Below are 24,606 nucleotides of genomic sequence, written 5' to 3'. Positions count from 1 at the left end.
GCAACCAGGATGGGCATCACCGTACGTAATCTGCAGAAGCGCTTCGGCGATTTCGCGGCGCTCGACAATGTGTCGCTCGACTTCCCGGCGGGCGAGCTGGTCGCGCTGCTCGGGCCGTCCGGCTGCGGCAAGACCACGCTGCTGCGCGTGATCGCGGGCCTCGAGCACGCGGACGCGGGGCAGGTCGTGCTGCAGGGGCAGGACGTCGCGTCGGTCGGCGCGCGCGAGCGGCAGGTCGGCTTCGTGTTCCAGCATTACGCGCTGTTCCGCCACATGACCGTGTTCGAGAACGTCGCGTTCGGGCTGCGCGTGAAACCGCGCCGCGAGCGGCCGTCGGAGGCGGCGATCCGCGAGAAGGTCCATGAACTGCTGAAGCTGGTGCAGCTCGACTGGCTCGCGCAGCGCTATCCGTCCGAGCTGTCGGGCGGCCAGCGCCAGCGCATCGCGCTCGCCCGCGCGCTCGCGGTCGAGCCGAAGGTGCTGCTGCTCGACGAGCCGTTCGGCGCGCTCGACGCCAAGGTCCGCAAGGAGCTGCGTAGCTGGCTGCGCCGGCTGCACGACGACCTGCACATCTCGACGATCTTCGTCACGCACGACCAGGAGGAGGCGCTCGAGGTCGCGGACCGGATCGTCGTGCTCAATCGCGGGCGCGTCGAGCAGGTGGGCAGCCCGCAGGACGTCTACGATCATCCGCAGAGCGCGTTCGTCTACGAGTTCCTCGGCGCGGCGAACCGGCTTCCGGGCACGGTCGCGGGCCAGGGTTTCGTCGCCGAGGGCGCGGCCGGGCCGATCGCCGTCGAAGCGGATTTCGCCGGGCCGGCGCACGCGTATGTGCGGCCGCACGACCTGCAACTGGTGCCGGCGGGCGATGCGGCGCAGGCGGGCATCGCGGTGGACGTGCGCCGCGTGGTGCCGCTCGGCGGCTCGGTGCGCGTCGAACTGGAGGCGCGCGCCGGCGGTGCGCTCGAAGCGGAGCTGGATCGCGACGCGTGGCGCGCGCTCGCGCTGCAGGTCGGCGACGGCGCGAAGGCCGTGCCGCGTGCGGCGAGGGTGTTCCCGGCGCGCTGATCCCGGCGCGGCACCACGTGGTAACGGGCGGTAACGAGAGCGGCAACGGATACAACCGAACAATACAAACACAGCCCGAAGAGGCCTACCCATGAACTTTCAGCAATTGCGCTTCGTGCGCGAGGCCGTGCGCCAGAACATGAACCTGACCGAAGTGGCGAACGTGCTGTACACGTCGCAGTCGGGCGTCTCGAAGCAGATCAAGGATCTCGAGGACGAACTGGGCGTCGATATCTTCATCCGCCGCGGCAAGCGCCTGACGGGCCTGACCGAGCCCGGCAAGGCGGTGCATCAGCTGATCGAGCGGATGCTGCTCGACGCCGAGAACCTGCGGCGGGTCGCGCGCCAGTTCGCGGATCAGGACAGCGGCCACCTGGTCGTCGCGACGACGCACACGCAGGCGCGCTATGCGCTGCCGAAGGTGATCCGGCAGTTCAAGGAGGTGTTCCCGAAGGTGCACCTGGCGCTACGTCAGGGCAGCCCGCAGCAGATTGCGCAGATGATCCTGAACGGCGAGGCGGATCTGGGGATTTCGACCGAGGCGCTCGACCGCTACCCGGACATCGTCACGTTCCCGTGCTATTCGTGGCATCACACGGTGGTGGTGCCGAAGGGGCATCCGCTCGTCGGGCGCGAGAACCTGTCGCTCGACGACATCGCCGAATATCCGATCATCACCTACGACCAGGACTTCACCGGGCGCTCGCACATCGACCAGGCGTTCGCGCAGGCGGGCGCCGTGCCGGACGTCGTGCTGACTGCAATCGATGCGGACGTGATCAAGACGTACGTCGAGCTCGGCATGGGGATCGGCGTCGTGGCCGCGATGGCCTACGATCCGCAGCGCGATTCCGGGCTCGTCGCGCTGGATACGCAGCATCTGTTCGAGGCGAGCACGACGCGGGTGGGCCTGCGCAAGGGCGCGTTCCTGCGCGCCTACGCGTACCGGCTGATCGAGATGTTCGCGCCGCATCTGAGCGAGGCGGAGATTGCCGCGCAGTTGCGGGAAGTCGCCTGACGCGGTTGCGGGCCGCGACGCGGGCCGCGCGATGTCGCTTCGTGGCGCGGCCGCGCCACGAAAAAACACCGTCGAATTTGATCAGACGGCTTGCGCGCCGGCGCGAAACGGTCCAGCATAGCCGTCTTTCCGCCGGCCGGGGCCGGCGGTTGCGCATGCATGTACCGCCCGCGACCGGCAGTCGGCCGTCTCCAGCATTTCCCTTCCGTCGTACCGACCGCATTGCAGGCCGTCGTCCGGGCGGCATGGCGCAAACGTTTGCCTGACATCAATTAAAACGAGATGGCCCACGGGCCACGTCGCCAGGAGATGTTGCCGATGAATCCCGCCTCTCGCCGCCGGTTCCTGACCGCGGCGCTCGTCGCCGTCGCGGCCGCCGCCGTGCCGTGCGCGGCCGTGCACGCGCAGGAACAGGGGCCGCACAAGCCCAGGGTCGCGCTCGTGATGAAGTCGCTCGATAACGCGTTCTTCGTGGCGATGGAACGCGGCGCGCAGGAATACCAGAAGCACAACGCGAGTCAGTTCGACCTCGTCACGAGCGGCATCCGGGACGAGACCGACACCGCGAGCCAGATCCGCATCGTCGAGCGGATGATCGCGTCGAAGGTCGACGCGATCGTGCTCGCGCCCGCCGACTCGAAGGCGCTCGTGCCGGTGGTGAAGAAGGCCATCGACGCCGGCATCATCGTCGTCGACATCGACAGCCCGCTCGACCCCGGCATGCTGAAGGCGCGGAACCTGAACGTGCCGTTCGTCGGCTCCGACAACCGCAAGGGCGCGCGCAAGGTCGGCGACTTCCTCGCGAAGCGCCTGAAGGCGGGCGATGCGGTCGGCATCGTCGAGGGCATCGCCACCACCCCCAACGCGCAGCAGCGCACGGCCGGTTTTCGCGACGCGATGAAGGCGGGCAGGATACGGGTCGTGTCGGTGCAGTCGGGCGCGTGGGACACCGCCAGAGGCAACGCGGCGGCCGCCTCGATGCTGCTCGCGTATCCGAACCTGAAGGCGATCCTGTGCGGCAACGACAACATGGCGATCGGCGCGGTGTCGGCGGTGCGCGCGGCCGGCAGGGAGGGCAAGGTCTATGTGGTCGGCTATGACAACATCGACGCGATCAAGCCGATGCTCAAGGACGGCCGCGTGCTTGCAACCGCCGACCAGTACGGCGCGAAGCAGGCGGTGTTCGGCATCGACACGGCGCTGAAGGCCGTCGTCGAGTACCGCAGGCAGGCGGACATGTCCGCGCTGGTCGAGACGCCGGTCGATCTCGTCACGAAGTGACATCGCGGCGCGCCGCGCTCAAGAACGGCGCGCCGTGGCCGTTATCTGGTGGAAGCACGATACGGACGAGATGTGCCGTTCGTCTGCGTCAACCGCGCGCTGCCCGCAGCGTGCGGCCGCCATCAGGAAAGCGATGAGTTCGACCGCCCCCCAACATTTTCAGTGTGCCGCGCCGGCGTTGCGGGCCGCGCCGGCCGGCATCATGGCCACCATGCCCCCGGGCTCGCCGGCACGCGTCGCGCGCGGCGCCAGCGATGCTCGCATCGGTGCGAGCGCAGCGGCGGCGCGGCGCGGCGGGGTTTACCCTCCACCGTATAGAATCGCCGTGCCCGGACAGGCGCATCGTCACGGGCGCAGCGACCGCGGCAACGGCCGTCTTCGGCACGCACCGCAGCCGGCGCGCACGCGTCCGGTCAGCACGTAAGAACAACAGTACAGACCAAAGAGAAACGGGAATGGCGACGATCAAGGATGTGGCGGCCATGGCGGGCGTGTCGTTTACGACGGTGTCGCATGTCGTGAACAACTCTCGGCCGGTGTCGGCGGATGTGCGCGCGAAGGTCGAAGGGGCGATCCGCCAGCTGAACTATGTGCCGTCGGCAGTCGCGCGTTCGCTCAAGGCGCGCGCGACCGCCACCATCGGGCTTGTCGTGCCGAACAGCACCAATCCGTATTTCGCCGAGCTGGCGCGCGGTGTCGAGGATCAGTGCGCCGCGAGCGGCTATTGCGTGTTCTTCTGCAACTCGGACGACGATCCGGCCAAGCAGCGCAACTACCTGCGCGTACTGCAGGAAAAGCGCATCGACGGGCTCGTCGTCGCGTCGGCGGGCGACGACGCGGTGCTCGCGAAGACGCTGGCCGACAGCTATGCGCCGCTCGTCGTCGTCGACCGCAACATCGAGGGCCTCGCCGCCGACCTCGTGCAGATCGATCACGAGCGGGGCGCCTATCTCGCGACCCGCCACCTGCTTGAGCTGGGCCACGTGAAGATCGGCTGCATCACGGGGCCGGTGTCGACCGCCGTCAGCGCAATGCGCGTGCATGGCTTCATTCGCGCGATGGCCGAGCAGGGCGTCGAGATCGGCGCCGATGCGATCGCGGAAAGCGATTTCTCGTGCCTCGGCGGTTATCACGCGGCGTCGCGCCTGTTCGATTCGGTACGGCCGAGCGCGATCTTCGCCGGCAACGACCTGATGGGCGTCGGCGCGTTGCGCGCGGCGGCCGAGCGCGGCGTGCGGGTGCCGGACGACTGCTCGATCATCGGCTTCGACGACATTGAATTCTCTCGTTACACGTATCCGGCGCTGTCGACGGTCGGGCAGTCGGTGCGCGCGCTCGGCGAGATGGCCGCGCAGACGCTGATCGAGCGGATCGGCGGCTCGGACGCCGCGCCGAAGCGCCGGCGCGTCGTGTCGCCGCGCCTCGTGCTGCGCGAATCGACCGCCGCGTACCGGGAGCCGGTCGCGTGCGGCGCATGACGCGCGCGGGCGCGCAGCCGCCGGTCCCGGCGCCGGCCGGTCCGGCGGACTGACGACCCGAGATCCATGATTGGCCGAGTTGCGCGCGCATTGTTTCTGGATCTGCAACTTACAGATGAATTATTTGTTAATTCGATAAAATCACCATCAAGTCGCCCGGTTTGTTGTCGTCAATGCATCAGTGAAGCGTTTGCTTCGATGCGGCGAGGATCATCCTTGCTTTTATACGACGTAATACGGGAAGAACCATGGTGTTGAAAAACCTGACGATCCGGGCGCGAATCGGTATGACGATGGCGTTCCTGGCGGGGCTGCTGTGCGTGATCGGCGTGCTGGGCCTGATCGGGATGGGGCGCGCGAACGACGCCAGCCGCGAAATTTTCACGAACCAGATGCCGAGCGCGGTCGACATCGGGACCGCCGAGCTGTTCGCCGCGCGCGAGCGGCTTGCGCTCGACCGCGCGGCGCTGCTTGCCGGGACGCCCGACGCGGCGGCGATGATCGAGCGCGGCCGCCAGATGCGCGCGCAATCCGACATCTGGTGGAAAAAGTACCTCGACCTGCCGCGCGACGCCGACGAGGATCGCCTTGCGCAGGACGTCGCCGCGAAGCGCCAGGCACTGCAGCACGCGTTCGACGCGTTCATCGCGCTCGTCGCCGCCAACGATCATGACAAGCTGATCGTCGGGGCAAAGCAACTGCAGGATTTCTACAGCGAGCTCGCGGTGTCGGGCGACGCGCTTCGCACCTTCCAGTTCACGACCGGCCAGGCCGGCTTCGACCACGCGCAGTCGACCTACGAGACGATCCGCGCCGTGTCGATCGCCGCGCTGCTCGCCGGGCTCGTCGCCGCGCTGCTGTCGTACCTCGCGTTGAGCCGCGCGATCGGCCGCCCGCTCGCGGACGCGCTCGCGCATTTCGATGCGATCTCGGCGGGCGACCTGCGCCGCCGTATCGTCGTGCGCTCGCGCGACGAGATGGGCCAGCTGCTGGAAGGGCTCGACAAGATGCAGCGCGGTCTCGTCGACACGGTCCGCACGGTGCGCGACGGCAGCGAGTCGATCGCGACGGCGGCCAAGCAGATCGCGGCCGGCAACATCGATCTGTCGTCGCGCACCGAGGAGCAGGCGGCGGCGCTGCAGGAAACCGCGTCGAGCATGGAGCAGCTGACCGGCACCGTGCGGCAGAACGCCGAGAACGCGCGTCAGGCGAGCGCGCTTGCGGCTAACGCGTCGGAGATCGCGAACAAGGGCAATACGGTGGTCGGCCAGGTGGTCGGCACGATGGGCGAGATCAACCACAGCTCGGCGAAGATCGCCGACATCATCTCGATCATCGAGGGCATCGCGTTCCAGACCAACATCCTCGCGCTCAACGCGGCGGTCGAGGCAGCGCGCGCGGGCGAGGAGGGCCGCGGTTTCGCGGTCGTCGCGGGCGAGGTGCGCAGCCTCGCGCAGCGTTCGTCGGCGGCCGCCAAGGAGATCAAGGAGCTGATCGACACGTCGGTCGAGCGCATCCACTCCGGCTCGTCGCTCGTCGATGAAGCGGGGCGCACGATGACGGAAGTGATCGGCGCGGTGCAGCGCGTGACCGACATCATGGGCGAGATCGCCGCCGCGTCCGAGGAGCAGAGCGGGGGCATCGACCAGGTTTCGCGCGCGGTGTCGCAGATGGACGAGGTGACGCAGCAGAACGCCGCGCTCGTCGAGGAAGCGACGGCCGCCGCGCAGTCGCTCGACGAACAGGCCGCGCGCCTGCGCGCGACGGTCGCGGTGTTCCAGGTCGAGGACGGCGCGGCGAAACCGCAGGCAGCGAAGCCGGTCGCCGCACGCGCGAGCCGCGCGGCGCCGCCTGCTGCGCGGCCGTCACCCGCCGCCGCGCGCCCGGCGCACGCGCCTCAGGCCGCCGCCGCGATGCCGCCGGCGAAGAAGCCCGCGGCGAAGCCGGTCGCCGCGCAAGCGGCGGCGCCGCTGCCCGTCGCGGCCGGGAACGACGACTGGGAGACGTTCTGATCGTTGCGCGCGCCGCGCGCATCTATCCCCATTTGCATGACGACCTGACGCCCGCTTCAAGCGGGCGTCGTCGTTTCATCGGCGGTTTACGCGCATCGCATGCGAAGCGAAACGACGGCCGCATCCGCATCCGCATGCGTACGCGTTCGTCGTACGGGTATCTCCGTAAGGGTCGCCCTGTCGAAAAAAAGTTGTAACGGCGCGTTGTCGATGTCGGCGAAAACGCGTGCTCGAACGTATAGGGAGAAGAGGGAGGCTGTGAATTCCGTGGCGGCGGGCGCGTCCGGCGCACAAGACGAACCGCTGCCGGACAAGACGCGGCGGATGCCGTTTCGACGGTTCGGGGCAACGATTGTAGAGCGCCGAAATGCGTTGTCCAAGCGGCGGTGCAGCGGATGCGCAATTCACAACGGAGTTCGTGAAAAAAAATATAAAAGGGTTTAGGATGAATTCGAACGCGCTTGCTTCTGCGTGATCGCAAGGTAGCAGGCACGTCTTCAGGCTCAGGCGAGGAGGTAGCATGGATATCTATAGCAGCTTCGCGAACCGCTTCGAAAAAACGCGAGAGGAGGAGTTCTCGCTGGAGGAGTATCTCGCGCTCTGCAAAAACGATCCATCCGCGTATGCTACGGCCGGCGAACGCATGCTGGCTGCGATCGGGGAACCAGAACACATTGACACTCGCAACGAGCCGCGCCTGTCGCGGATCTTCGCGAACAAGGTCATCAAGGTCTATCCCGCATTCCGTGAGTTCTACGGAATGGAGGAAGTGATCGAGCAGGTGGTGGCGTACTTCCGCCATTCCGCGCAAGGGCTCGAGGAGAAGAAGCAGATCCTCTATCTGCTCGGCCCGGTGGGCGGCGGCAAGTCGTCGATCGCCGAGCGCCTGAAGCAGCTGATGGAACGCGTGCCGTTCTATGCGCTGAAGGGCTCGCCCGTCAACGAATCGCCGCTCGGCCTGTTCGACTACGACGAGGACGGGCCGATTCTCGAGGAGCAGTACGGCATTCCGCGCCGCTACCTGAAGTGCATCCTGAGCCCGTGGGCGGTCAAGCGCCTGCACGAGTACAACGGCGACATCCGCCGCTTCCGCGTCGTGCGCCGTTACCCGTCGATCCTGCGGCAGGTCGGCATCGCGAAGACCGAGCCGGGTGACGAGAACAACCAGGACATCTCGTCGCTGGTCGGCAAGGTCGACATCCGCAAGCTCGAGCAATATGCGCAGGACGACGCGGACGCGTACAGCTACTCCGGCGGCCTGTGTCTCGCGAACCAGGGCCTGCTCGAATTCGTCGAAATGTTCAAGGCGCCGATCAAGGTGCTGCACCCGCTGCTCACGGCTACCCAGGAAGGCAACTTCAAGGGTACCGAAGGGTTCGGCGCGATCCCGTTCGACGGCATCATCCTCGCGCACTCGAACGAGTCGGAATGGAAGGCGTTCCGCAACAACCGCAACAACGAGGCGCTGCTCGACCGGATTTTCGTCGTGAAGGTGCCGTACTGCCTGCGCGTGTCCGAGGAAATCAAGATCTACGGCAAGCTGATCCGCAACTCGTCGCTCGCCGAGGCGGTGTGCGCGCCCGGCACGCTGAAGATGATGGCGCAGTTCTCGGTGCTCACGCGCCTGCACGAGCCGGAGAACTCGAGCCTGTTCTCGAAGATGCAGGTATACGACGGCGAAAACCTGAAGGATACCGATCCGAAGGCGAAGTCGTACCAGGAGTACCGCGACTATGCGGGCGTCGACGAAGGCATGACGGGCGTGTCGACCCGGTTCGCGTTCAAGATCATGTCGCGCGTGTTCAACTTCGATTCGACGGAAGTCGCGGCGAACCCGGTGCACCTGATGTACGTGCTCGAACAGCAGATCGAGCGCGAGCAGTTCCCGCCGGAAACCGAGCAGAAGTATCTGTCGTTCGTGAAGGACGTGCTCGCGTCGCGCTACGCGGAGTTCATCGGCAAGGAGATCCAGACCGCCTACCTCGAGTCGTATTCGGAATACGGTCAGAACATCTTCGACCGCTATGTCACGTATGCGGATTTCTGGATCCAGGATCAGGAATTCCGCGACCACGACACCGGCGAGAGCTTCGACCGCGCCGCGCTGAACGCGGAACTGGAGAAGATCGAGAAGCCGGCCGGGATCAGCAACCCGAAGGATTTCCGCAACGAGATCGTCAACTTCGTGTTGCGCGCGCGCGCGGCGAACGGTGGCAAGAACCCCGCGTGGGTCAGCTACGAGAAGCTGCGGGTCGTGATCGAGAAGAAGATGTTCTCGAACACCGAGGAACTGTTGCCGGTCATTTCGTTCAACGCGAAGGGCTCGGCGGAGGAGCAACGCAAGCACGAGGACTTTGTAAACCGGATGGTCGCGAAGGGCTATACGCCGAAGCAGGTCAGGCTGCTTTGCGACTGGTATCTGCGCGTGCGCAAGTCGTCATGACGTGCACGATGCACCGCCCGTGCGGCAGGGCCGCACGGGCGTCCTGCGAGGCGCCGCCCGCGTGGCGATGAACGGCATGCGCGGCGTGCGTCCCGGCGTATCGACATTCGAGCGGGAGACCGGGTGTGCTTCATCAAATCATCGACCGCAGGCTGGCCGGCAAGAATAAGAGCATCGCCAATCGCGAACGCTTCTTGCGCCGCGTGAAGAACTATATTCGCCGCGCCGTCTCCGACGCCGTGCGCGACCGCAGCATCAAGGACATCCAGAACACGCAGAGCATCACGATCCCGCGCAAGGACATCGCGGAGCCGACCTTCCGGCACGGGCCGGGCGGGCGGCGCGAGTTCGTCCACCCCGGCAACGAGGATTACGTGCGCGGCGACAAGATCCCGCGTCCGCAAGGCGGCTCGGGCGGCGGCGGCAGCCAGGCCAGCAACGAGGGCGAAGGGCAGGACGACTTCGTGTTCGAGCTGTCGCGCGACGAGTTCATGCAGTATTTCTTCGACGATCTCGAGTTGCCGCGCCTGGTCAAGACGCACCTGCTGACCGTGCCGAGCTGGAAGAGCGTGCGCGCGGGCTGGTCGGCCGAAGGCACGCCGAACAACATCGACGTGGTGCGCTCGCTGCGCAGCGCGCTCGGCCGCCGCATCGCGCTCGGCTCGCCGCTCGTCAACGCGCTGCGCGAGCTGGAGGCGCAGCGCGAGGCGCTGCTGGACGACGGCGAGGATCATTGCGTCGAGATCGCGGCGCTCGAGGACCAGATCCACCATCTGCGCGGGCGCATCTGGCGGATTCCGTTCATCGACCCGTTCGACCTGCGCTACGTGAACCGCGTGAAGCAGCCGCAGCCGTCGAGCCAGGCGGTGATGTTCTGCCTGATGGACGTGTCCGGCTCGATGGACGAGCAGCGCAAGGATCTCGCGAAGCGCTTCTTCATCCTGCTGTACCTGTTTCTCAAGCGCAACTACGAGCGCATCGAGGTGGTGTTCATTCGCCACCACACGCGCGCCGAGGAAGTCGACGAGGATACCTTCTTCCATTCGACCGAAAGCGGCGGCACGGTCGTGTCGAGCGCGCTCGAACTGATGCGCAAGGTGATGAACGAGCGCTACTCGCCGACCGAATGGAACATCTACGGCGCGCAGGCGTCCGACGGCGACAACTGGACCGACGATTCGCCGAAGTGTCGCAAAATCCTGGAAGAGGATATCCTCACGAAGACGCGCTACTTCGCGTACATCCAGGTCGCGCCGGAAGAGCAGAATCTCTGGCTGGAGTACGCGCAGCTTGAGGCGTCGCAGCCGCATCTCGCGATGAAGAAAGTCGATTCGGCTGCGGATATTTACCCGGTGTTTCGCGAATTGTTCGAAAAGCAGGTGGAGACGTCATGACGCACCGCCACCCGCACAACGAATCGCGCGGCTACGAGCCGCGCCGCGCGGACAACGACACCACCGGCCATGCCGCAGCGCAGCAGAGCGGCCGGGCCGAGCCGTCGGGGCCGCCTGCCGACATGCCCGCTGCCGGGCAGAAGGAAGCGCGTATGAACGTTGCCGAACGCAAGCCGCTGCCGTGCCCGTCCGACTGGACCTTCGAGCTGATCGAGGAATACGACACCCACATCGCGCAGGTCGCGGAGCAGTACGAGCTGGACATCTATCCGATCCAGCTCGAACTGATCAGCGCCGAGCAGATGATGGACGCGTACGCGTCCGTCGGGATGCCGGTCAATTACCGGCACTGGTCGTTCGGCAAGCACTTTCTTTCCACCGAGAAGAGCTACCGGCGCGGCCAGATGGGGCTCGCGTACGAAATCGTCATCAACTCGAATCCGTGCATCGCGTACCTGATGGAAGAGAACACGATGACGATGCAGGCGCTCGTCATCGCGCATGCGGCCTACGGCCACAACTCCTTCTTCAAGGGCAACTACCTGTTCAAGCTGTGGACGGATGCGCACGCGATCGTCGACTACCTCGTCTACGCGAAGAACTACGTCGCGGAATGCGAGGAGCGCTACGGGCTCGACCGGGTCGAGGAGCTGCTCGACTCGTGCCACGCGCTGATGAACTACGGCGTCGACCGCTACAAGCGCCCGCAAAAGCCGTCGCTGTCGAAGGAGGCGGCACTGCGCCGCGAGCGCGAGACCTACCTGCAGTCGCAGGTCAACGAGCTCTGGCGCACGCTGCCGGCGACGAAGCATACGTTCGCCGAGGAACCGGAGGGGCGCTTCCCGCCGGAGCCGCAGGAGAACCTGCTGTATTTCGCGGAGAAGAACGCGCCGCTGCTCGAGCCGTGGGAGCGGGAAGTGATCCGCATCGTCCGCAAGATCGGCCAGTATTTCTATCCGCAGCGGCAGACGCAGGTGATGAACGAGGGCTGGGCGACGTTCTGGCATTACACGCTGCTCAACACGCTGTACAACCAGGGCAAGCTGGCCGACGGCTTCATGATGGAGTTCCTCCATTCGCACAGCAACGTGATCTACCAGCCGCCGGTGACGAAGCCGTATTACAACGGGATCAACCCGTACGCGCTCGGCTTCTCGATGATGAGCGACATCCGGCGGATCTGCGAATCGCCGACCGACGAGGACCACAAGTGGTTTCCGGAGCTGGCGGGCAGCCCGTGGCTGCCGGCGCTGCACTACGCGATGCGCAACTTCAAGGACGAGAGCTTCATCGCGCAATACCTGTCGCCGCACCTGATCCGCGAAATGCGGCTTTTCTCGGTGCTCGACGACGACATGCGCGACGCGCTCGAGGTGTCGGCGATTCACGACGACAGCGGCTACCAGTACGTGCGGCAGGCGTTGTCGCGGCAGTACGACATCCATCATCGCGAGCCGAACATCCAGGTCTGGTCGGTCAACACGCGCGGCGACCGCAGCCTTACGCTGCGCCATTTCATGACCGACAACCGCCACCTGTCGAACGACAGCGACGAAGTGCTCAAGCACATGGCGCGGCTGTGGCAGTTCGACGTGTACCTGGAGAGCGTCGACGAGGCCGGCACGGTGCGCAAGCGTTACGAGTGCCGCTATACCGCGCCGGGTCTTCGCCTGTGACCGTCGCGCGGCGGCGCGCGGCCGCCGCGCGGTTCGTATCGGACGCCAGCCTGCGGGCTGGCGTTTTCATATGACGAATCGTTCGACGGAGAATGATTTTCTCTATCCGGACGAACCCCGACATCTTCCTGCTTTGCATTTCGCTAAGATCGGGCGGTGCCGCGCACCGGAACCGGTGCCATATGCATATCCGCATGCGGCGGGCCGACGGCCGCCGCGCCCATATCGCACGACATAGGAACCCATCCCCCCATGGACGCCAAGATCAGCCCAGCGGCCCTGTCTCCGCACGACACCCGGCGGCGCGTGTTAGCCATCGTCGGCGCTTCTTCAGGCAATCTCGTCGAGTGGTTCGACTTCTACATCTACTCGTTCTGCGCGCTGTATTTCGCGCCCGCGTTCTTTCCGAACGGCAACACGACCACGCAGCTCCTCAACACGGCCGGCGTGTTCGCGGCGGGCTTCCTGATGCGGCCGATCGGCGGCTGGCTGTTCGGCCGCATCGCCGACAAGCACGGCCGCCGCAACGCGATGATGATCTCGGTGCTGATGATGTGCGGCGGCTCGCTCGTGATCGCGGTGTTGCCGACCTATGCGCAGATCGGCGCGCTCGCGCCGCTGCTGCTGCTCGTCGCGCGGCTGTTCCAGGGGCTGTCGGTCGGCGGCGAATACGGCACGAGCGCGACCTACATGAGCGAAGTGGCGCTGCAGGGCCGGCGCGGCTTCTTCGCATCGTTCCAGTACGTGACGCTGATCGGCGGCCAGCTCTGCGCGCTGCTCGTGCTCGTGATCCTGCAGCAGACGCTGTCGAGCGCGGAGCTGAAGGCGTGGGGCTGGCGCATCCCGTTCGTCGTCGGCGCGGCCGCCGCGCTGATCTCGCTGTACCTTCGCAAGTCGCTCGACGAAACCTCGACGTCGACATCGCGCCACGCGAAGGATGCGGGCACGATCCGGGGCGTGTGGCAGCACAAGGGCGCGTTCCTGACCGTGGTGGGCTTTACGGCCGGCGGCTCGCTGATCTTCTACACGTTCACCACGTACATGCAGAAGTACCTCGTCAACACGGCCGGCATGCACGCGAAGACGGCCAGCAACGTGATGACGGCCGCGCTGTTCGTCTACATGCTGATGCAGCCGGCGTTCGGCGCGCTGTCGGACCGGATCGGCCGGCGCACGTCGATGCTCCTGTTCGGCGCGGGCGCGGTGATCGGCACGGTGCCGCTGATGCACGCGCTGAAGGACGTGACGAGCCCTGTCGCGGCGTTCGCGCTCATCACGGTCGCGCTTGCGATCGTCAGCTTCTACACGTCGATCAGCGGGCTCATCAAGGCGGAGATGTTCCCGCCGGAAGTGCGCGCGATGGGCGTCGGCCTGTCGTATGCGGTCGCGAACGCGCTGTTCGGCGGTTCGGCCGAATACGTCGCGCTGTGGTTCAAGTCGGTCGGCAGCGAGGCGACGTTCTACTGGTACGTCACCGCGCTCTGCGCGATCGCGCTGATCGTGTCGTTCCGGATGCGTGATCCAAGCAAGGAAGGGTATCTGCGTCACGAGCCGTGATCCAGCACGTGCCGCGCGATAACGATATCGAAATCGATTCGTTGCCGCGCCGGCGCGATCCCCTTAATCTGGGCCCGTAGTTCGTGTGACACCTCCTTGACTGGGATTCGCGCCCGCTCTCGCAGCGGGCGTTTTTTTGGGTGTCGCGCGCGTGCGTCGAGCGGCGCGCGCGCTCATCACGAAACCCGCAGAGCAAAGCACCATTTGTTGGTTCGGATGCGCCGCAGGCGCTGTTACGGTAGCGGCTTCATGGCATCACACGCCGTGAAATCCATCGATCCGGACTCGCGCGACCCGCAGGTCCGCATAACAAGAAGGCTGCGCTCATGAAAATCAAAACACTCGCTACCTGGCTCATCGGCATCGCGTGCGTCACCGCAGGCGCTGCCGCGCACGCCGACCGTCTCGACGACATCCGCAAAGCCGGCGTGCTGCGCGTCGCGACGTTCGACAGCAATCCGCCGTTCGGCTATGTCGACGCGAAAACCAACCACATCGTCGGCCTCGACGTCGATTACGCGAAGGCGCTCGCAGACAAGCTCGGCGTGAAGCTGCAACTGCAGCCGACCAATCCGGCGAACCGCATTCCGTTCCTCACGTCCGGCAAGGTCGATCTCGTACTCGCCAACTTCACGATTACCGACGAGCGCGCGAAGCAGGTCGATTTCAGCATCCCGTATTTCTCGTCGGGCCAGCAGTTCCTCGCGAAAAAGGGCGTGCTGAAGTCCGCCGACCAGCTGAACGGCTTGCGGGTCGGCGCGGACAAGGGCACGACCAACGAGATCGCATTGCGCGACAAGTATCCGCGCGCGACGATCGTCGCGTACGACGACACGCCGTTCGCGTTCGCCGCGCTGCGCGCCGGCAACGTGCAGGCGATCACGCAGGACGGGCCGAAGCTGATCGGCCTGCTCGCGAACGTGCCGGACAAGCAGAACTACGAGATTCCGCCGTTCGCGATCTCGAACGACTACATGGGCGTCGGCGTGCCGAAGGGCGAGACGCGGCTGCTCGGCTTCGTCAACGACACGCTCAAGGGGCTCGAGGCGAGCGGGCGTGCGGCGCAGATCTACGACGCATGGTTCGGCCCGGCGACGAAGACGCCGCTCACGCGGATCTTCCGCATCGGCGACAAGACCTGAGCACGGCGCGGGCCGCGCGGGCCACGGCCGGCACGCCCCGGGCGGGGTGCGCCGGCAGCCCGCGCCGGTACCCGCGTGCACATCCTCATCCTGTTTTTTTTGATTCCGGGCGCGTCGCGCTCGCCCCACACGCATGTTCGGGTTGGCTCCCAAATACCTGTCCTGGCTCTGGCAGGGCTTCACGCTGACGCTCGGCCTCGCTGCCGCGTCGGCACTCGCCGCGACCGCCGGCGGCCTCGCGCTCGCGATGCTGCGTCACGCCCGCCATGCGGCGGCGCGTGCCGCGGCGGCCGCGTACGTCGTCGTGTTTCGCAACACGCCGCTCCTCGTGCAACTGCTGTTCTGGTATTTCGGCGTCGCGTCGCTGCTGCCCGATGCATGGATGGCGTGGCTCAACACGCGGCATGCATGGCATGTGCTCGACTGGCCGTCGTTCGAATTCGTCGCGGGCTGGGTCGGGTTGAGCGCGTATACGGCCGCGTTCGTCGCCGAGGAATGCGAAGCCGGCTTGCGCGGCGTGCCGGCGGCCCAGCATCACGCGGCCGCCGCGCTCGGACTCACGCCGCTGCAGGCGTTGCGCTACGTGATCCTGCCGCAGGCAGTCCGGATTGCGTTGCCGCCGCTGTTCGGGCAGTACATGAACCTCGTGAAGAACTCGTCGCTGACGATGGCGATCGGCGTGGCCGAGCTGTCGTATGCGTCGCGCCAGGTCGAGACCGAGACGTTCCAGACCTTCGCCGTGTTCGGCATCGCGACCGTGCTGTACATCGGCGCGGTGGCCGCGATCGAGGCGGTCGCGTACGTGGCCGCGCAACGGCGCGACCGGTTCGGGGCGGGGCGGTGACGATGGACTGGACGCTCATCACCGGCAATCTGCCGTATCTGCTCGTCGGCGCGTTCCCGGACGGGCCGCTCGGCGGCGCCGCGCTGTCGCTCGCACTCGCGGGGGTATCCGCGATCGCGTCGGCGGTGCTCGGCATCGCGTTCGGCGTCGCGATGGCGCTCGCGCGCGGCTGGGCGCGCGTGCTGCTGTTCGCGTTCGTCGGCTTCTTTCGCGCGATTCCCGTGCTGATGCTGATCTTCTGGACGTATTTCCTGATGCCGGTCCTGCTGCACGCGGACGTGCCCGGATTCGCGGCGGTGGTGTGCGCGCTCGCGGTGATCGGCGGCGCGTATCTCGCACACGCGGTGCATGCGGGAATCGAGGCGGCGGGCGCGGGACAGTGGCAGGCTGGGCTGTCGCTCGGGCTCACGCGCTGGCAGACGGTGCGCTTCGTGCTGCTGCCGCAGGCGATGCGGATCATGACGCCGTCGTTCGTCAACCAGTGGGTCGCGCTCGTCAAGGACACGTCGCTGGCGTATGTCGTCGGCGTGCCGGAGCTGTCGTTCGTCGCGACGCAGGTGAACAACCGGCTGATGGTGTATCCGGCGCCGGTCTTCCTGTTCGTCGGCGTGATGTACCTGCTGCTGTGCTGCGCGACCGACCTGTGCGCGACGTGGCTGCTTGCGCGACGAAGGCCCGGGCGCGCCGGGCGGCATGCTGCGCCGCTGGCGCGGCGGGTGTCGTCCGGCGAGAGGCGGTGACCGGCACTGACTGGCGCCACCCGCCCGGCCGCCCGCGAAACCGCGTCAGGACGCGGTGTAATGCGTATTGAACACCGCGCGCAGCGTTGACTTGTCGCTGGCGAAGTCGCCCCATAACGGGCCGTCGGACTGCGCGAACGCGAACGGCGACGAATTGATCGACGCAAGACGGAAACGCCATTGCGCCGCTTCCTGCCGGAAGGCGGTGCGCTGCAGGTCGGACAGCGTGGTCCGTGCGTTCGCGAGCGTGACGAGCGGGTCGACCGGCTGGTTCGCTGCGCGTACCTCGAAATGCAGATGCGGGCCGGTCGCCGCGCCGGTCATGCCGACCGAGCCGATGCGCTCTCCCTGTCTGACGGTGTCGCCGACCCTGAGGCCATGCGCGAACGCCGACAGATGCGCGTAATACGTCGAGTAGCGATCGGCGTGATCGACGACGACATACTTGCCGTAGCCGCCCGGATCGGTGCCGACGAATGACACGACGCCGTCTGCAGCAGCGTCGACGCGCGTGCCGGTCGGCGCCGCGAGATCGACGCCGGTGTGGAACGCGATCGCCTGCGAAAGCGGATGAACGCGTTCGCCGAAGAACGAGCTGATGGGGGTCCACCTGACGGGCGTCGTGAACGCGGCGGCTTCGAGCGGCGTGCCGTCGAACGCGTAGTACGCGCCGTTGTCCGCGCCAGGCGGCTTGAACCAGACGGCGCCGAAGCTGCGACCGGCCACGCGCAGGTCGAGCGCGGTCAGGCGCGACGCGCCGCCCGTGGTGTCGAACGCAAGCCGGTAGTAGTCGCCGGGTTGCGCGCTGGCGCGCATCGGCAGCTTGCCGGTGACGATGTCGCCGAGCTGGATGCGGACCTCGGGCGGCAGGTCGAGGCGGTTGAGGGTGTCGGTCAGCGAAAGCTCGACGTTGCCGGCGCGCAGGCCGTGATCCGGCTCGGGTTCGGCGATCGTAAACAAATTCGCATAACCAAGCATATCGTTGCGATGCGCGGTGAGCGGCGCGAGGAGGCCGGGTTGCGCGATGCGATCGCCGGCGATCTGCGTGAGCTCGCTCGTGACGAAACGCTGCGCGGTGGGGAACGGCGTATCCAGCAGGACGCGCTGCGGCAGCGCGGCGGCGCGCGTGTCGGCGATGCCCGGCGCCTGGGACACGGCGGGCAGTGCGGCAGCGAGGCCGAGCAGCGCGAGCGCGCCCAGCAACGCGGCGGAGAGTCGTGCGCGGCGCGGTGGTGTGACGCGGCGCGGCGAAGCATCAAGGTGTGCGGCAGAATTGAGCAAGGTTGTCCACATCCAGGAAATCGGTTCGAATGAAAGGGGATGGGCGAGAACCGCTGGCCGGGCACACGTCGAGCGGCGACGGGAAGGGAAGCGGGCGTGCAACAAAACAGGCTCCGTAAGGAGCCCGATTCGTTTCCGTTCGGCCCAACGACGGGCATGGCCCGTTTCGAACGGCGGCGTGTATGCCGGGTCGAAACCCGCTTTACACGAAGACGCAAAGATAAAATGACAGCGCCAGTCTATAGATTGTTCCGCAACATGACGAAAATTTAAAACGGGGTCGATCCGTTTGTTTCGCACAGCGGAATTTTTATCAAGATAAGGGCGTGTGCGCCGTCGTCTATCGACGCGGACGTGCGGCGAGTCGAATCCCGTGCCGGCCATCATGCGGTCACCCGGTTCACCCGAGCGGTTCGCCGGGCCTGCCACCCGATCCTTCATATGGCAACCAATGGTTGCTGGCATGACGAGTTTTTGGCTGTTCAGTTGCCGCATAGGCGGCTATGCTTGCCCGCATCGCACCTCAACAGGAGACGTTACCTTGACGCACAGCGTGATCCCGGCGGGCCTGGCCGACGAAATGATCGAACTGCGGCATCGCATCCATGCGCATCCCGAGCTGGGTTTCGAGGAATTCGCGACGAGCGATCTCGTCGCCGAGCGTTTGCAGTCCTGGGGCTATACGGTGCACCGCGGGCTCGGCGGCACCGGCGTCGTCGCGCAGCTGACGGCGGGCGACGGCGGCAAGCGTCTCGGCATTCGCGCCGACATGGACGCGCTGCCGATCCACGAAGCGACCGGCCTGCCGTATCAGAGCCGCATTCCAGGCAAGATGCACGCGTGCGGCCACGACGGCCACACGGCGATGCTGCTCGCGGCGGCGAAGCATCTCGCGCGCGAGCGGCGCTTCTCCGGCACCCTGAACCTGATCTTCCAGCCGGCCGAGGAAGGGCTCGGCGGCGCGAAGCGGATGCTCGACGACGGCCTGTTCGAGCGGTTCCCGTGCGACGCGGTGTTCGCGATGCACAACATGCCGGGCTTTCCGGCGGGCAAGCTCGGCTTTCTGCCGGGGCCGTTCATGGCGTCGTCCGATACCGTGATCATCGACGTGCAAGGCCGCGGCGGCCACGGCGCGGTGCCGCACCTGGCGATCGACCCGGTCGTCGTGTGCGCGCAGATCGTCGTCGCGCTGCAGACCATCGTGTCGCGCAACGTGTCGCCGCTCGACATGGCGATCGTCACGGTCGGCGCGATCCACGCGGGCGACGCGCCCAACGTGATCCCCGATCACGCGCAGATGCGCCTGTCGGTGCGCGCGCTGAAAGCCGACGTGCGCGACCTGCTCGAAAAACGCATCACGGAAATCGCGCACGCGCAGGCGGCCGTGTTCGGCGCGAACGCGACGATCGACTATCAGCGCCGCTACCCGGTGCTCGTCAACGACCAACCGATGACCGCGTTCGCCCGCGACGTCGCCCGTGAATGGCTCGGCGCCGACGGTCTGATCGACGGCATGGTGCCGCTGACCGGCAGCGAGGATTTCGCGTTCCTGCTCGAACAGCGCGCCGGCTGCTACCTGATCGTCGGCAATGGCGACGGCGAGGGCGGCTGCATGGTGCACAACCCCGGCTACGACTTCAACGACGCGGTGCTGGCCACCGGCGCGTCGTACTGGGTCAAGCTCGCGGAGGCCTTCCTCGTCTGATGCACGGGGCGCGGCCACGCCGCGCCCGGCCGCCTCGTCGCGCCACGGCCGGTTACGGCGCGTCGCCGAGAAAGAGCGCCGCGGCGGCGAGCGGGTTCGACGGCCAGTACATGTGCATGTAGGTCGCGACGATCGGTCCGATCCGGTACACGGCCTCGCCGCTGCCGGGGGCGCCGTCCTGCCGTGCGGCGGTTGCGACGGGCGCGAGCGGCGTGTCGAGCCGCGAGTAGTGGAACGTATGGCCGCGCATCGGCCCGTGGCGCGTGTCGAGCTGCTGCATCCCGAGCGCCGCGAAACGGCGCTGCATCGTCGCGGCGCCGGGCATCAGGCCGAGCATCGGCGTCGTCGCGCCGTCGGTGTCCGTGAGCGCGTCGCAGAGATACACCATCCCCCCGCATTCGGCGACGATCGTCTTGCCGGCCGCCGCGTGCGCGCGAATTGCCTGTGCGCAGCGCGCGTTCGCCGCCAGCGCCGCCGCATGCAGTTCCGGGTAGCCGCCCGGCAGGAACAGCGCATCGCAGCCGTCCGGCACGGGCTCGTCCGCGAGCGGCGAGAAGCATCGCAGCTCCGCGCCGAGCGCGTCGAGCAGCGCGAGATTGGCCGGATAGATGAACGAGAACGCCGCGTCGCGCGCGACCGCGATGCGCCGGCCGGCGAGCGCGCGCGGCAGCGGCGCGCCGGCATCGGGCGGCGCGAACGCGACAGCCGGCGGCAGCTCGGCGAGCGCCGTTTGCGCGAGCGCGTCGGCGGCCCGCTCGAGCCGCGCGTCGAGATCGGCGATGTCGTGCGGCTGGTGGAGGCCGAGGTGCCGCTCGGGCAGCGCGATGCCGGCGTCGGCCGGCACGTGGCCGAGCCAGCGCAGGTCGTCGGGCAGCGCCTGCTGCAGCAGCTGCGCGTGGCGATCGGAGCCGACGCGGTTCGCGAGCACGCCGTGGAACGGTACGTCGGCGCGAAAGCGCGCGAGGCCGAACGCGATCGCGGCGAACGTCTGCGCCATCGATTTCGCGGAAATCACCGCGACGACCGGCACGCCGAACGCGCTGGCGAGATCGGCGCTGCTCGGCGTGCCATCGAACAATCCCATCACGCCTTCGATCAGGATCAGGTCCGCGTCGCGCGCGGCGTCGGCGAGCAGCGCGCGGCAGCCGGCCTCGCCGACCATGCCGAGATCGAGCGAATGCACGCTCGCGCCGCTCGCGCGCTCGAGCAGCATCGGATCCAGAAAATCCGGGCCGGTCTTGAACACGCGCACGCGCCGGCCGAGCCGCCGGTGCAGACGCGCGAGCCCGGCCGTCACCGACGTCTTGCCTTGCCCGGACGCGGGCGCGCTGACGAACAGCGCGGGACAGGCGGGCATCGCTCAGAACTCCACGCCGCGCTGCGCCTTCACGCCCTGTTCCTTGTACGGATGCTTGACGAGCCGCATCTCGGTGACGAGGTCGGCTGCGTCGATCAGCGCGTCCGGCGCGTGCCGCCCGGTCACGACGACGTGCAGCGACGCGGGGCGTGCGGCGAGCGTCGCGAGCACTTCGTCGAGCGGCAGGTATTCGTACTTCAGCACGGTGTTCAGCTCGTCGAGGATCACCATCTGGTAGTCGCCGCTTTCGATCATCCGGCGCGCCTCGTCCCAGCCCTTGCGCGCGGTCGCGATGTCGGCGTCGCGGTTCTGCGTGTTCCACGTATAGCCGTCGCCCATCGTGACGAAGTCGCATTGCGCGACGGCGCCGAGGAAGTCGCGCTCGGACGTGTGCAGCGCCCCCTTGATGAACTGCACGACGCCGAGGCGCATGCCGTGGCCGAGCACGCGCACGGCCATGCCGAACGCGGCGGTGCTCTTGCCCTTGCCGTTGCCGGTGTGGACCATCAGCAGGCCTTTTTCCTGGGTGGCGGCGGCCTGTTTTTTCTCGTGGCCGGCGCGGCGGCGCTCGGTCATTCGCTGGTGGGCATCGGAATCGGTTTTCATCGGCGAGAGTCCTGTCGAAGGTGGAAGGTTCAAAGCGGCCCGGCTAGCGCGACGGTCACGCCGTCGTGCGCGAGCTTCGGGCCGAGCAGGCGGCCGTGCGGCGCGGCGAGCTGTGCGCACGGCTCGGCGACGCCCGCCACGCCGAAGCGGGCGAGGGCGGCGGCGGACGGCCCGCTTGCGGCGAGCTCGGGGCGCGTGGCGAGTTGCGCCGCGCCGAAGCCGACGAGCGGCCAGCCGCGTCGCGCACAGAGCCTGCGCAACGCGCGCGCGCCGCGCTTCGCGTCGAGCGTCGCGACGACCACCGGCTGCGCGCCCGGATGGCGCGCGAGCGCCGCGCGGATCGCGGCGTCGAGCTGCACGGCGGTGACGCCCGCGCGAAAGCCGAGGCCGAGCGCGACCCGCATCATGCGCGGCATGGCTCGGGCCGTGGCGAAGCGGCGGAAACGGGTGAGCGGTCGGCGCGGGCGCGGCCGGCGAGGATGCAGTGCATGACGGATCGAACGAGGCCCGCGACGCGGCGGGCGAAACGCGCGCATACGATAGCACAGGCGCGCCTCGGGAAAAGGGCGGGCGGCCGGCCCGGCGGGCGCGCGGGCGCCGGCCGGGGAAGCGCCGCGTCGGGCCGAATCGACGTTACCGGTACAGGATCTGGCGCTTCAGGTCCGTCGAGATGGCGGTCGCGGCATCCGCCCATTCCGCGAGCTTCGCGCTGCCGCACACGTTGCTCGCCAGCTTGCGCTCCAGCACGCGCGTCACGTCGACGGTCTGGCCGGTTCGGAGATAGGTCGAGCGGTATGCGATCTCGCCGGCCCGCACGTCGACGTTCGGCGGGATCGCGAGCACCTCGACCGAGCCGGGCAGCGTGATCCGGTAGCGTTCTTCCAGACGGGTGCCGCTGCACGTGCCGTCGAACGGTTTGTTCCTTTGCTGCAGCACGTAGTCGGCGAACGAGCGGATCGCACCGAAATTCGGCAGCAACGGTACCGAAACCGCTGCGGGCCCCGGCATCAGCGACACTTGATCGATCTTGCCGCGCATGTCGATCGACAGCGGCGCGTCGAGATCGTCCAGACCGCGCGAACTCAGCTGCAGGTCGCCGGCGAGGCCGAATGTGCGCAGCATGGTGTCGGCGACGCGCTTCGGTGGCAGGTGCGTGAACATCTGGCGTGCATGCAGGCCTGCCTGGCCGTCCAGCGAGATGTCGCCGGTCAGTGTGCCGTTTCCGTCCTGGCCGATGTCGACGGCATAGGCGACAGATGACGTGCTGTTCGCGCCGTTTTGCGGCGGCGTATGCAGGATTTTGCCGGTCTTCGCGTTCAGCGCCGGCTTGTCGCTCGCCTCGAACGGCAACACGCCGAACGGCAGCACGCCGGCCGTCGTATCGACGAACGCGCCGAATTCGGGCAGCCAGGCGACCACGTGATTGAACGTCAGCACGTCGGGTGCGTCGGGCAGGCGATAGTGGTTGCCGAGGTTCACCAGTACGCCGTCACTGTCGATGCCTTTGGCCGCGAGCAGCGCCGACAGCAGCGTCACCTGATCCTTGCAATCGCCGTAGCGGTTCGCGAGCACGTCTTCCGCGCGATGCGGCACGACCGGGCCGGCGCCGAAGTACACGCCGACATAGCGGATGTTCCGCGCAACCCATGCATACAGCCGCTTCGCCTGTTCGCGCCGGTCGTCGACGCCGGCCGTCAATCGATCGGCGAGCGCGAGCACCGCGTCCGACGCGCCGAGCTTGTCGTAGGCCCGTGCGTTGTACGCGCTGGCGATGTCTGCATAGCCGGTAAAGTTACTGGCGATGAACGACGGCCCGATATCCGTCCACGCTACGGTGTTCGTCTGCTCGTCGGCGATGCCCGACGCAGGCGTTTCATAGTGGTACGAACGGATTCTGCGGCCGTTGCCGGTCGAGTCGGCGGTGGCCTTTACGCCGCGCGCATCGATCGCGACCGGCATGTCGGCCGGCGTATCGAGCGTGATGTTCGCGGAACCGTATTCCTCGATCGGCGGGAACGCGAACTGGACGCTGAACTTGCCCGGGAACAGCGTCTCGACGTCGGTCAACGTGTATGCGAGCCGGATCGTGTCGCCTTTCGACAGCGCGGGGAACGTGACGAGGCGCAGATGCTCGTTGCTGAACTGCGGCGCGGAAATCGTGACGGGGGTCGGGCGGTCGAACATCCCGCCGCGGAAATCGACCGGCACGCGCGAGCCGTCCTCGTGCAGCGTTTCCGCGCGGTCGATGTCCAGCTTCTGCAACTGCGAGTTGTAGGAGACCGCGTATTGGCCGAACCGGGCGATCGCCGCGTCCGTCATCAGCTTGATCGCGAGGTCGACGCGCACGACACGCTTTCCGGCGGAATCGACCTTGATCGAATGGTCGAGGTTCTCGACCCGATAGTCCGCGGCGTAACAGATCGACATGCAGAACGTCAGCAGGGTGGCTGCGCAATATCGGACGCTTCTTGAGATTGAGTCGCGATGTGGCTTCATGGGCGGCGTAAAAAATTCAAGAATGTGGCTGGCAAACATAATGGCTCCCGATCCGAAGGATCTGACTTCGACGCGGGGAAGCGCATGCGCTCAGGGAGTCAAGAACGAATTGCGCGAATCGAATTGACGGTATCGATGCTATTCCGCGATGTCAATCGGCATCGCCGACTGTCCCGTCCCGTCTTCGATGCATCCAATCGGCTGCGTAGGAAAAAGCTTAACAATCATGAAATTGGATGCTCAACCCAATTTGAAGCAAGCACGCCCGATTAATCGTTTCCCGTTCTCCTGCCGCATTGAGGCGTCCACGCCGGCGCGTGGGTTCGTCAGTGCTTGGGCGCACGCGGTGCGACGAGCCTAATGCTTCGCCACATCGGAACCTATGCGACGCCGAAGCCGAGCTAGGCACGGCCAGCGTGCGTTTGAACGATGTTGTGGCGCGAATTTATCTAGTTGGTATCGTCTGTTACATAAAAATAAAGAAATTACGATAGGAAGGTTTATTTTT

At 66.9% G+C, this 24,606-nt stretch carries 18 protein-coding genes; 13 read left to right on the top strand and 5 right to left on the bottom strand.

Annotation, left to right across the window (positions count from 1 at the left end; genetic code table 11):
* The first annotated feature begins 9 nt into the window (after positions 1–9).
* From LIG30_RS14690 to LIG30_RS14635, 12 genes are all read left to right on the top strand, one after another.
* The gene (locus tag LIG30_RS14690; protein ID WP_038713340.1) at positions 10–1,068 is read left to right on the top strand and encodes a sulfate/molybdate ABC transporter ATP-binding protein; all 1,059 of its coding nucleotides are present in this window, start codon (positions 10–12) and stop codon (positions 1,066–1,068) included.
* A gap of 91 nt (positions 1,069–1,159) precedes the next feature.
* Positions 1,160–2,086 carry a CysB family HTH-type transcriptional regulator gene (locus LIG30_RS14685; protein WP_038713339.1) on the top strand — a complete coding sequence of 309 codons (927 nt, stop codon included), beginning with the start codon at positions 1,160–1,162 and terminating at the stop codon, positions 2,084–2,086.
* 318 nt (positions 2,087–2,404) lie between these two features.
* Positions 2,405–3,367: a sugar ABC transporter substrate-binding protein gene (locus LIG30_RS14680; RefSeq protein ID WP_038713363.1), complete on the top strand. Its 963-nt coding sequence runs from the start codon at positions 2,405–2,407 to the stop codon at positions 3,365–3,367.
* Positions 3,368–3,822: 455 nt separating this feature from the next.
* Positions 3,823–4,845: a LacI family DNA-binding transcriptional regulator gene (locus tag LIG30_RS14675; protein ID WP_038713338.1), complete on the top strand. Its 1,023-nt coding sequence runs from the start codon at positions 3,823–3,825 to the stop codon at positions 4,843–4,845.
* Positions 4,846–5,093: 248 nt separating this feature from the next.
* Positions 5,094–6,857: a methyl-accepting chemotaxis protein gene (locus LIG30_RS14670; protein ID WP_038713337.1), complete on the top strand. Its 1,764-nt coding sequence runs from the start codon at positions 5,094–5,096 to the stop codon at positions 6,855–6,857.
* Between the two features lie 520 nt (positions 6,858–7,377).
* A complete protein-coding gene (locus tag LIG30_RS14665; protein ID WP_038713336.1) occupies positions 7,378–9,300 on the top strand; it encodes a PrkA family serine protein kinase in 1,923 nt (640 codons plus the stop codon).
* Positions 9,301–9,425: 125 nt separating this feature from the next.
* Positions 9,426–10,694: a YeaH/YhbH family protein gene (locus LIG30_RS14660; protein ID WP_038713335.1), complete on the top strand. Its 1,269-nt coding sequence runs from the start codon at positions 9,426–9,428 to the stop codon at positions 10,692–10,694.
* Complete coding sequence (locus tag LIG30_RS14655) at positions 10,691–12,370, top strand: SpoVR family protein (protein WP_038713334.1); 1,680 nt, start codon at positions 10,691–10,693, stop codon at positions 12,368–12,370. The genes LIG30_RS14660 and LIG30_RS14655 overlap by 4 nt, the downstream gene beginning before the upstream one ends.
* Before the next feature lie 252 nt (positions 12,371–12,622).
* The gene (locus tag LIG30_RS14650) at positions 12,623–13,927 is read left to right on the top strand and encodes an MFS family transporter (protein WP_038713333.1); all 1,305 of its coding nucleotides are present in this window, start codon (positions 12,623–12,625) and stop codon (positions 13,925–13,927) included.
* 326 nt (positions 13,928–14,253) lie between these two features.
* Positions 14,254–15,069 carry an ABC transporter substrate-binding protein gene (locus LIG30_RS14645; protein ID WP_038713332.1) on the top strand — a complete coding sequence of 272 codons (816 nt, stop codon included), beginning with the start codon at positions 14,254–14,256 and terminating at the stop codon, positions 15,067–15,069.
* 133 nt (positions 15,070–15,202) lie between these two features.
* On the top strand, positions 15,203–15,913 hold the full coding sequence (locus LIG30_RS14640) for an ABC transporter permease subunit (RefSeq protein WP_038713331.1): 711 nt from the start codon (positions 15,203–15,205) through the stop codon (positions 15,911–15,913).
* Positions 15,914–15,915: 2 nt separating this feature from the next.
* Positions 15,916–16,653, top strand: a complete 738-nt coding sequence (locus LIG30_RS14635; RefSeq protein WP_038713330.1) for an amino acid ABC transporter permease — start codon at positions 15,916–15,918, stop codon at positions 16,651–16,653.
* A 45-nt stretch (positions 16,654–16,698) separates the two neighbouring features.
* Here LIG30_RS14635 and LIG30_RS14630 read toward each other — a convergent pair whose 3' ends face one another.
* Positions 16,699–17,946: a M23 family metallopeptidase gene (locus LIG30_RS14630; RefSeq protein ID WP_083494048.1), complete on the bottom strand. Its 1,248-nt coding sequence runs from the start codon at positions 17,944–17,946 to the stop codon at positions 16,699–16,701.
* Between the two features lie 529 nt (positions 17,947–18,475).
* On the opposite strand from LIG30_RS14630, the gene LIG30_RS14625 reads away from it, so the two are divergent.
* Positions 18,476–19,639: a M20 aminoacylase family protein gene (locus LIG30_RS14625; RefSeq protein WP_038713328.1), complete on the top strand. Its 1,164-nt coding sequence runs from the start codon at positions 18,476–18,478 to the stop codon at positions 19,637–19,639.
* A 52-nt stretch (positions 19,640–19,691) separates the two neighbouring features.
* On the opposite strand, the gene LIG30_RS14620 is transcribed toward LIG30_RS14625, so the two are convergent.
* The 4 genes from LIG30_RS14620 to LIG30_RS14605 all read right to left on the bottom strand — a co-directional run bounded on the left by LIG30_RS14620 (position 19,692) and on the right by LIG30_RS14605 (position 24,029).
* A complete protein-coding gene (locus tag LIG30_RS14620; RefSeq protein ID WP_038713327.1) occupies positions 19,692–20,996 on the bottom strand; it encodes a cobyrinate a,c-diamide synthase in 1,305 nt (434 codons plus the stop codon).
* Between the two features lie 3 nt (positions 20,997–20,999).
* Complete coding sequence (cobO, locus tag LIG30_RS14615; protein ID WP_038713326.1) at positions 21,000–21,602, bottom strand: cob(I)yrinic acid a,c-diamide adenosyltransferase; 603 nt, start codon at positions 21,600–21,602, stop codon at positions 21,000–21,002.
* 29 nt (positions 21,603–21,631) lie between these two features.
* Positions 21,632–22,009, bottom strand: a complete 378-nt coding sequence (locus LIG30_RS14610) for a cobalamin biosynthesis protein (RefSeq protein ID WP_038713362.1) — start codon at positions 22,007–22,009, stop codon at positions 21,632–21,634.
* Positions 22,010–22,235: 226 nt separating this feature from the next.
* Positions 22,236–24,029: a DUF3857 domain-containing transglutaminase family protein gene (locus tag LIG30_RS14605; protein WP_038713324.1), complete on the bottom strand. Its 1,794-nt coding sequence runs from the start codon at positions 24,027–24,029 to the stop codon at positions 22,236–22,238.
* Positions 24,030–24,606 lie beyond the last annotated feature (577 nt).

Source organism: Burkholderia sp. lig30, assembly GCF_000687455.2.
Classification (GTDB): Bacteria; Pseudomonadota; Gammaproteobacteria; order Burkholderiales; family Burkholderiaceae; genus Burkholderia.
This window is presented reverse-complemented; position numbering and strand designations above follow the sequence as displayed.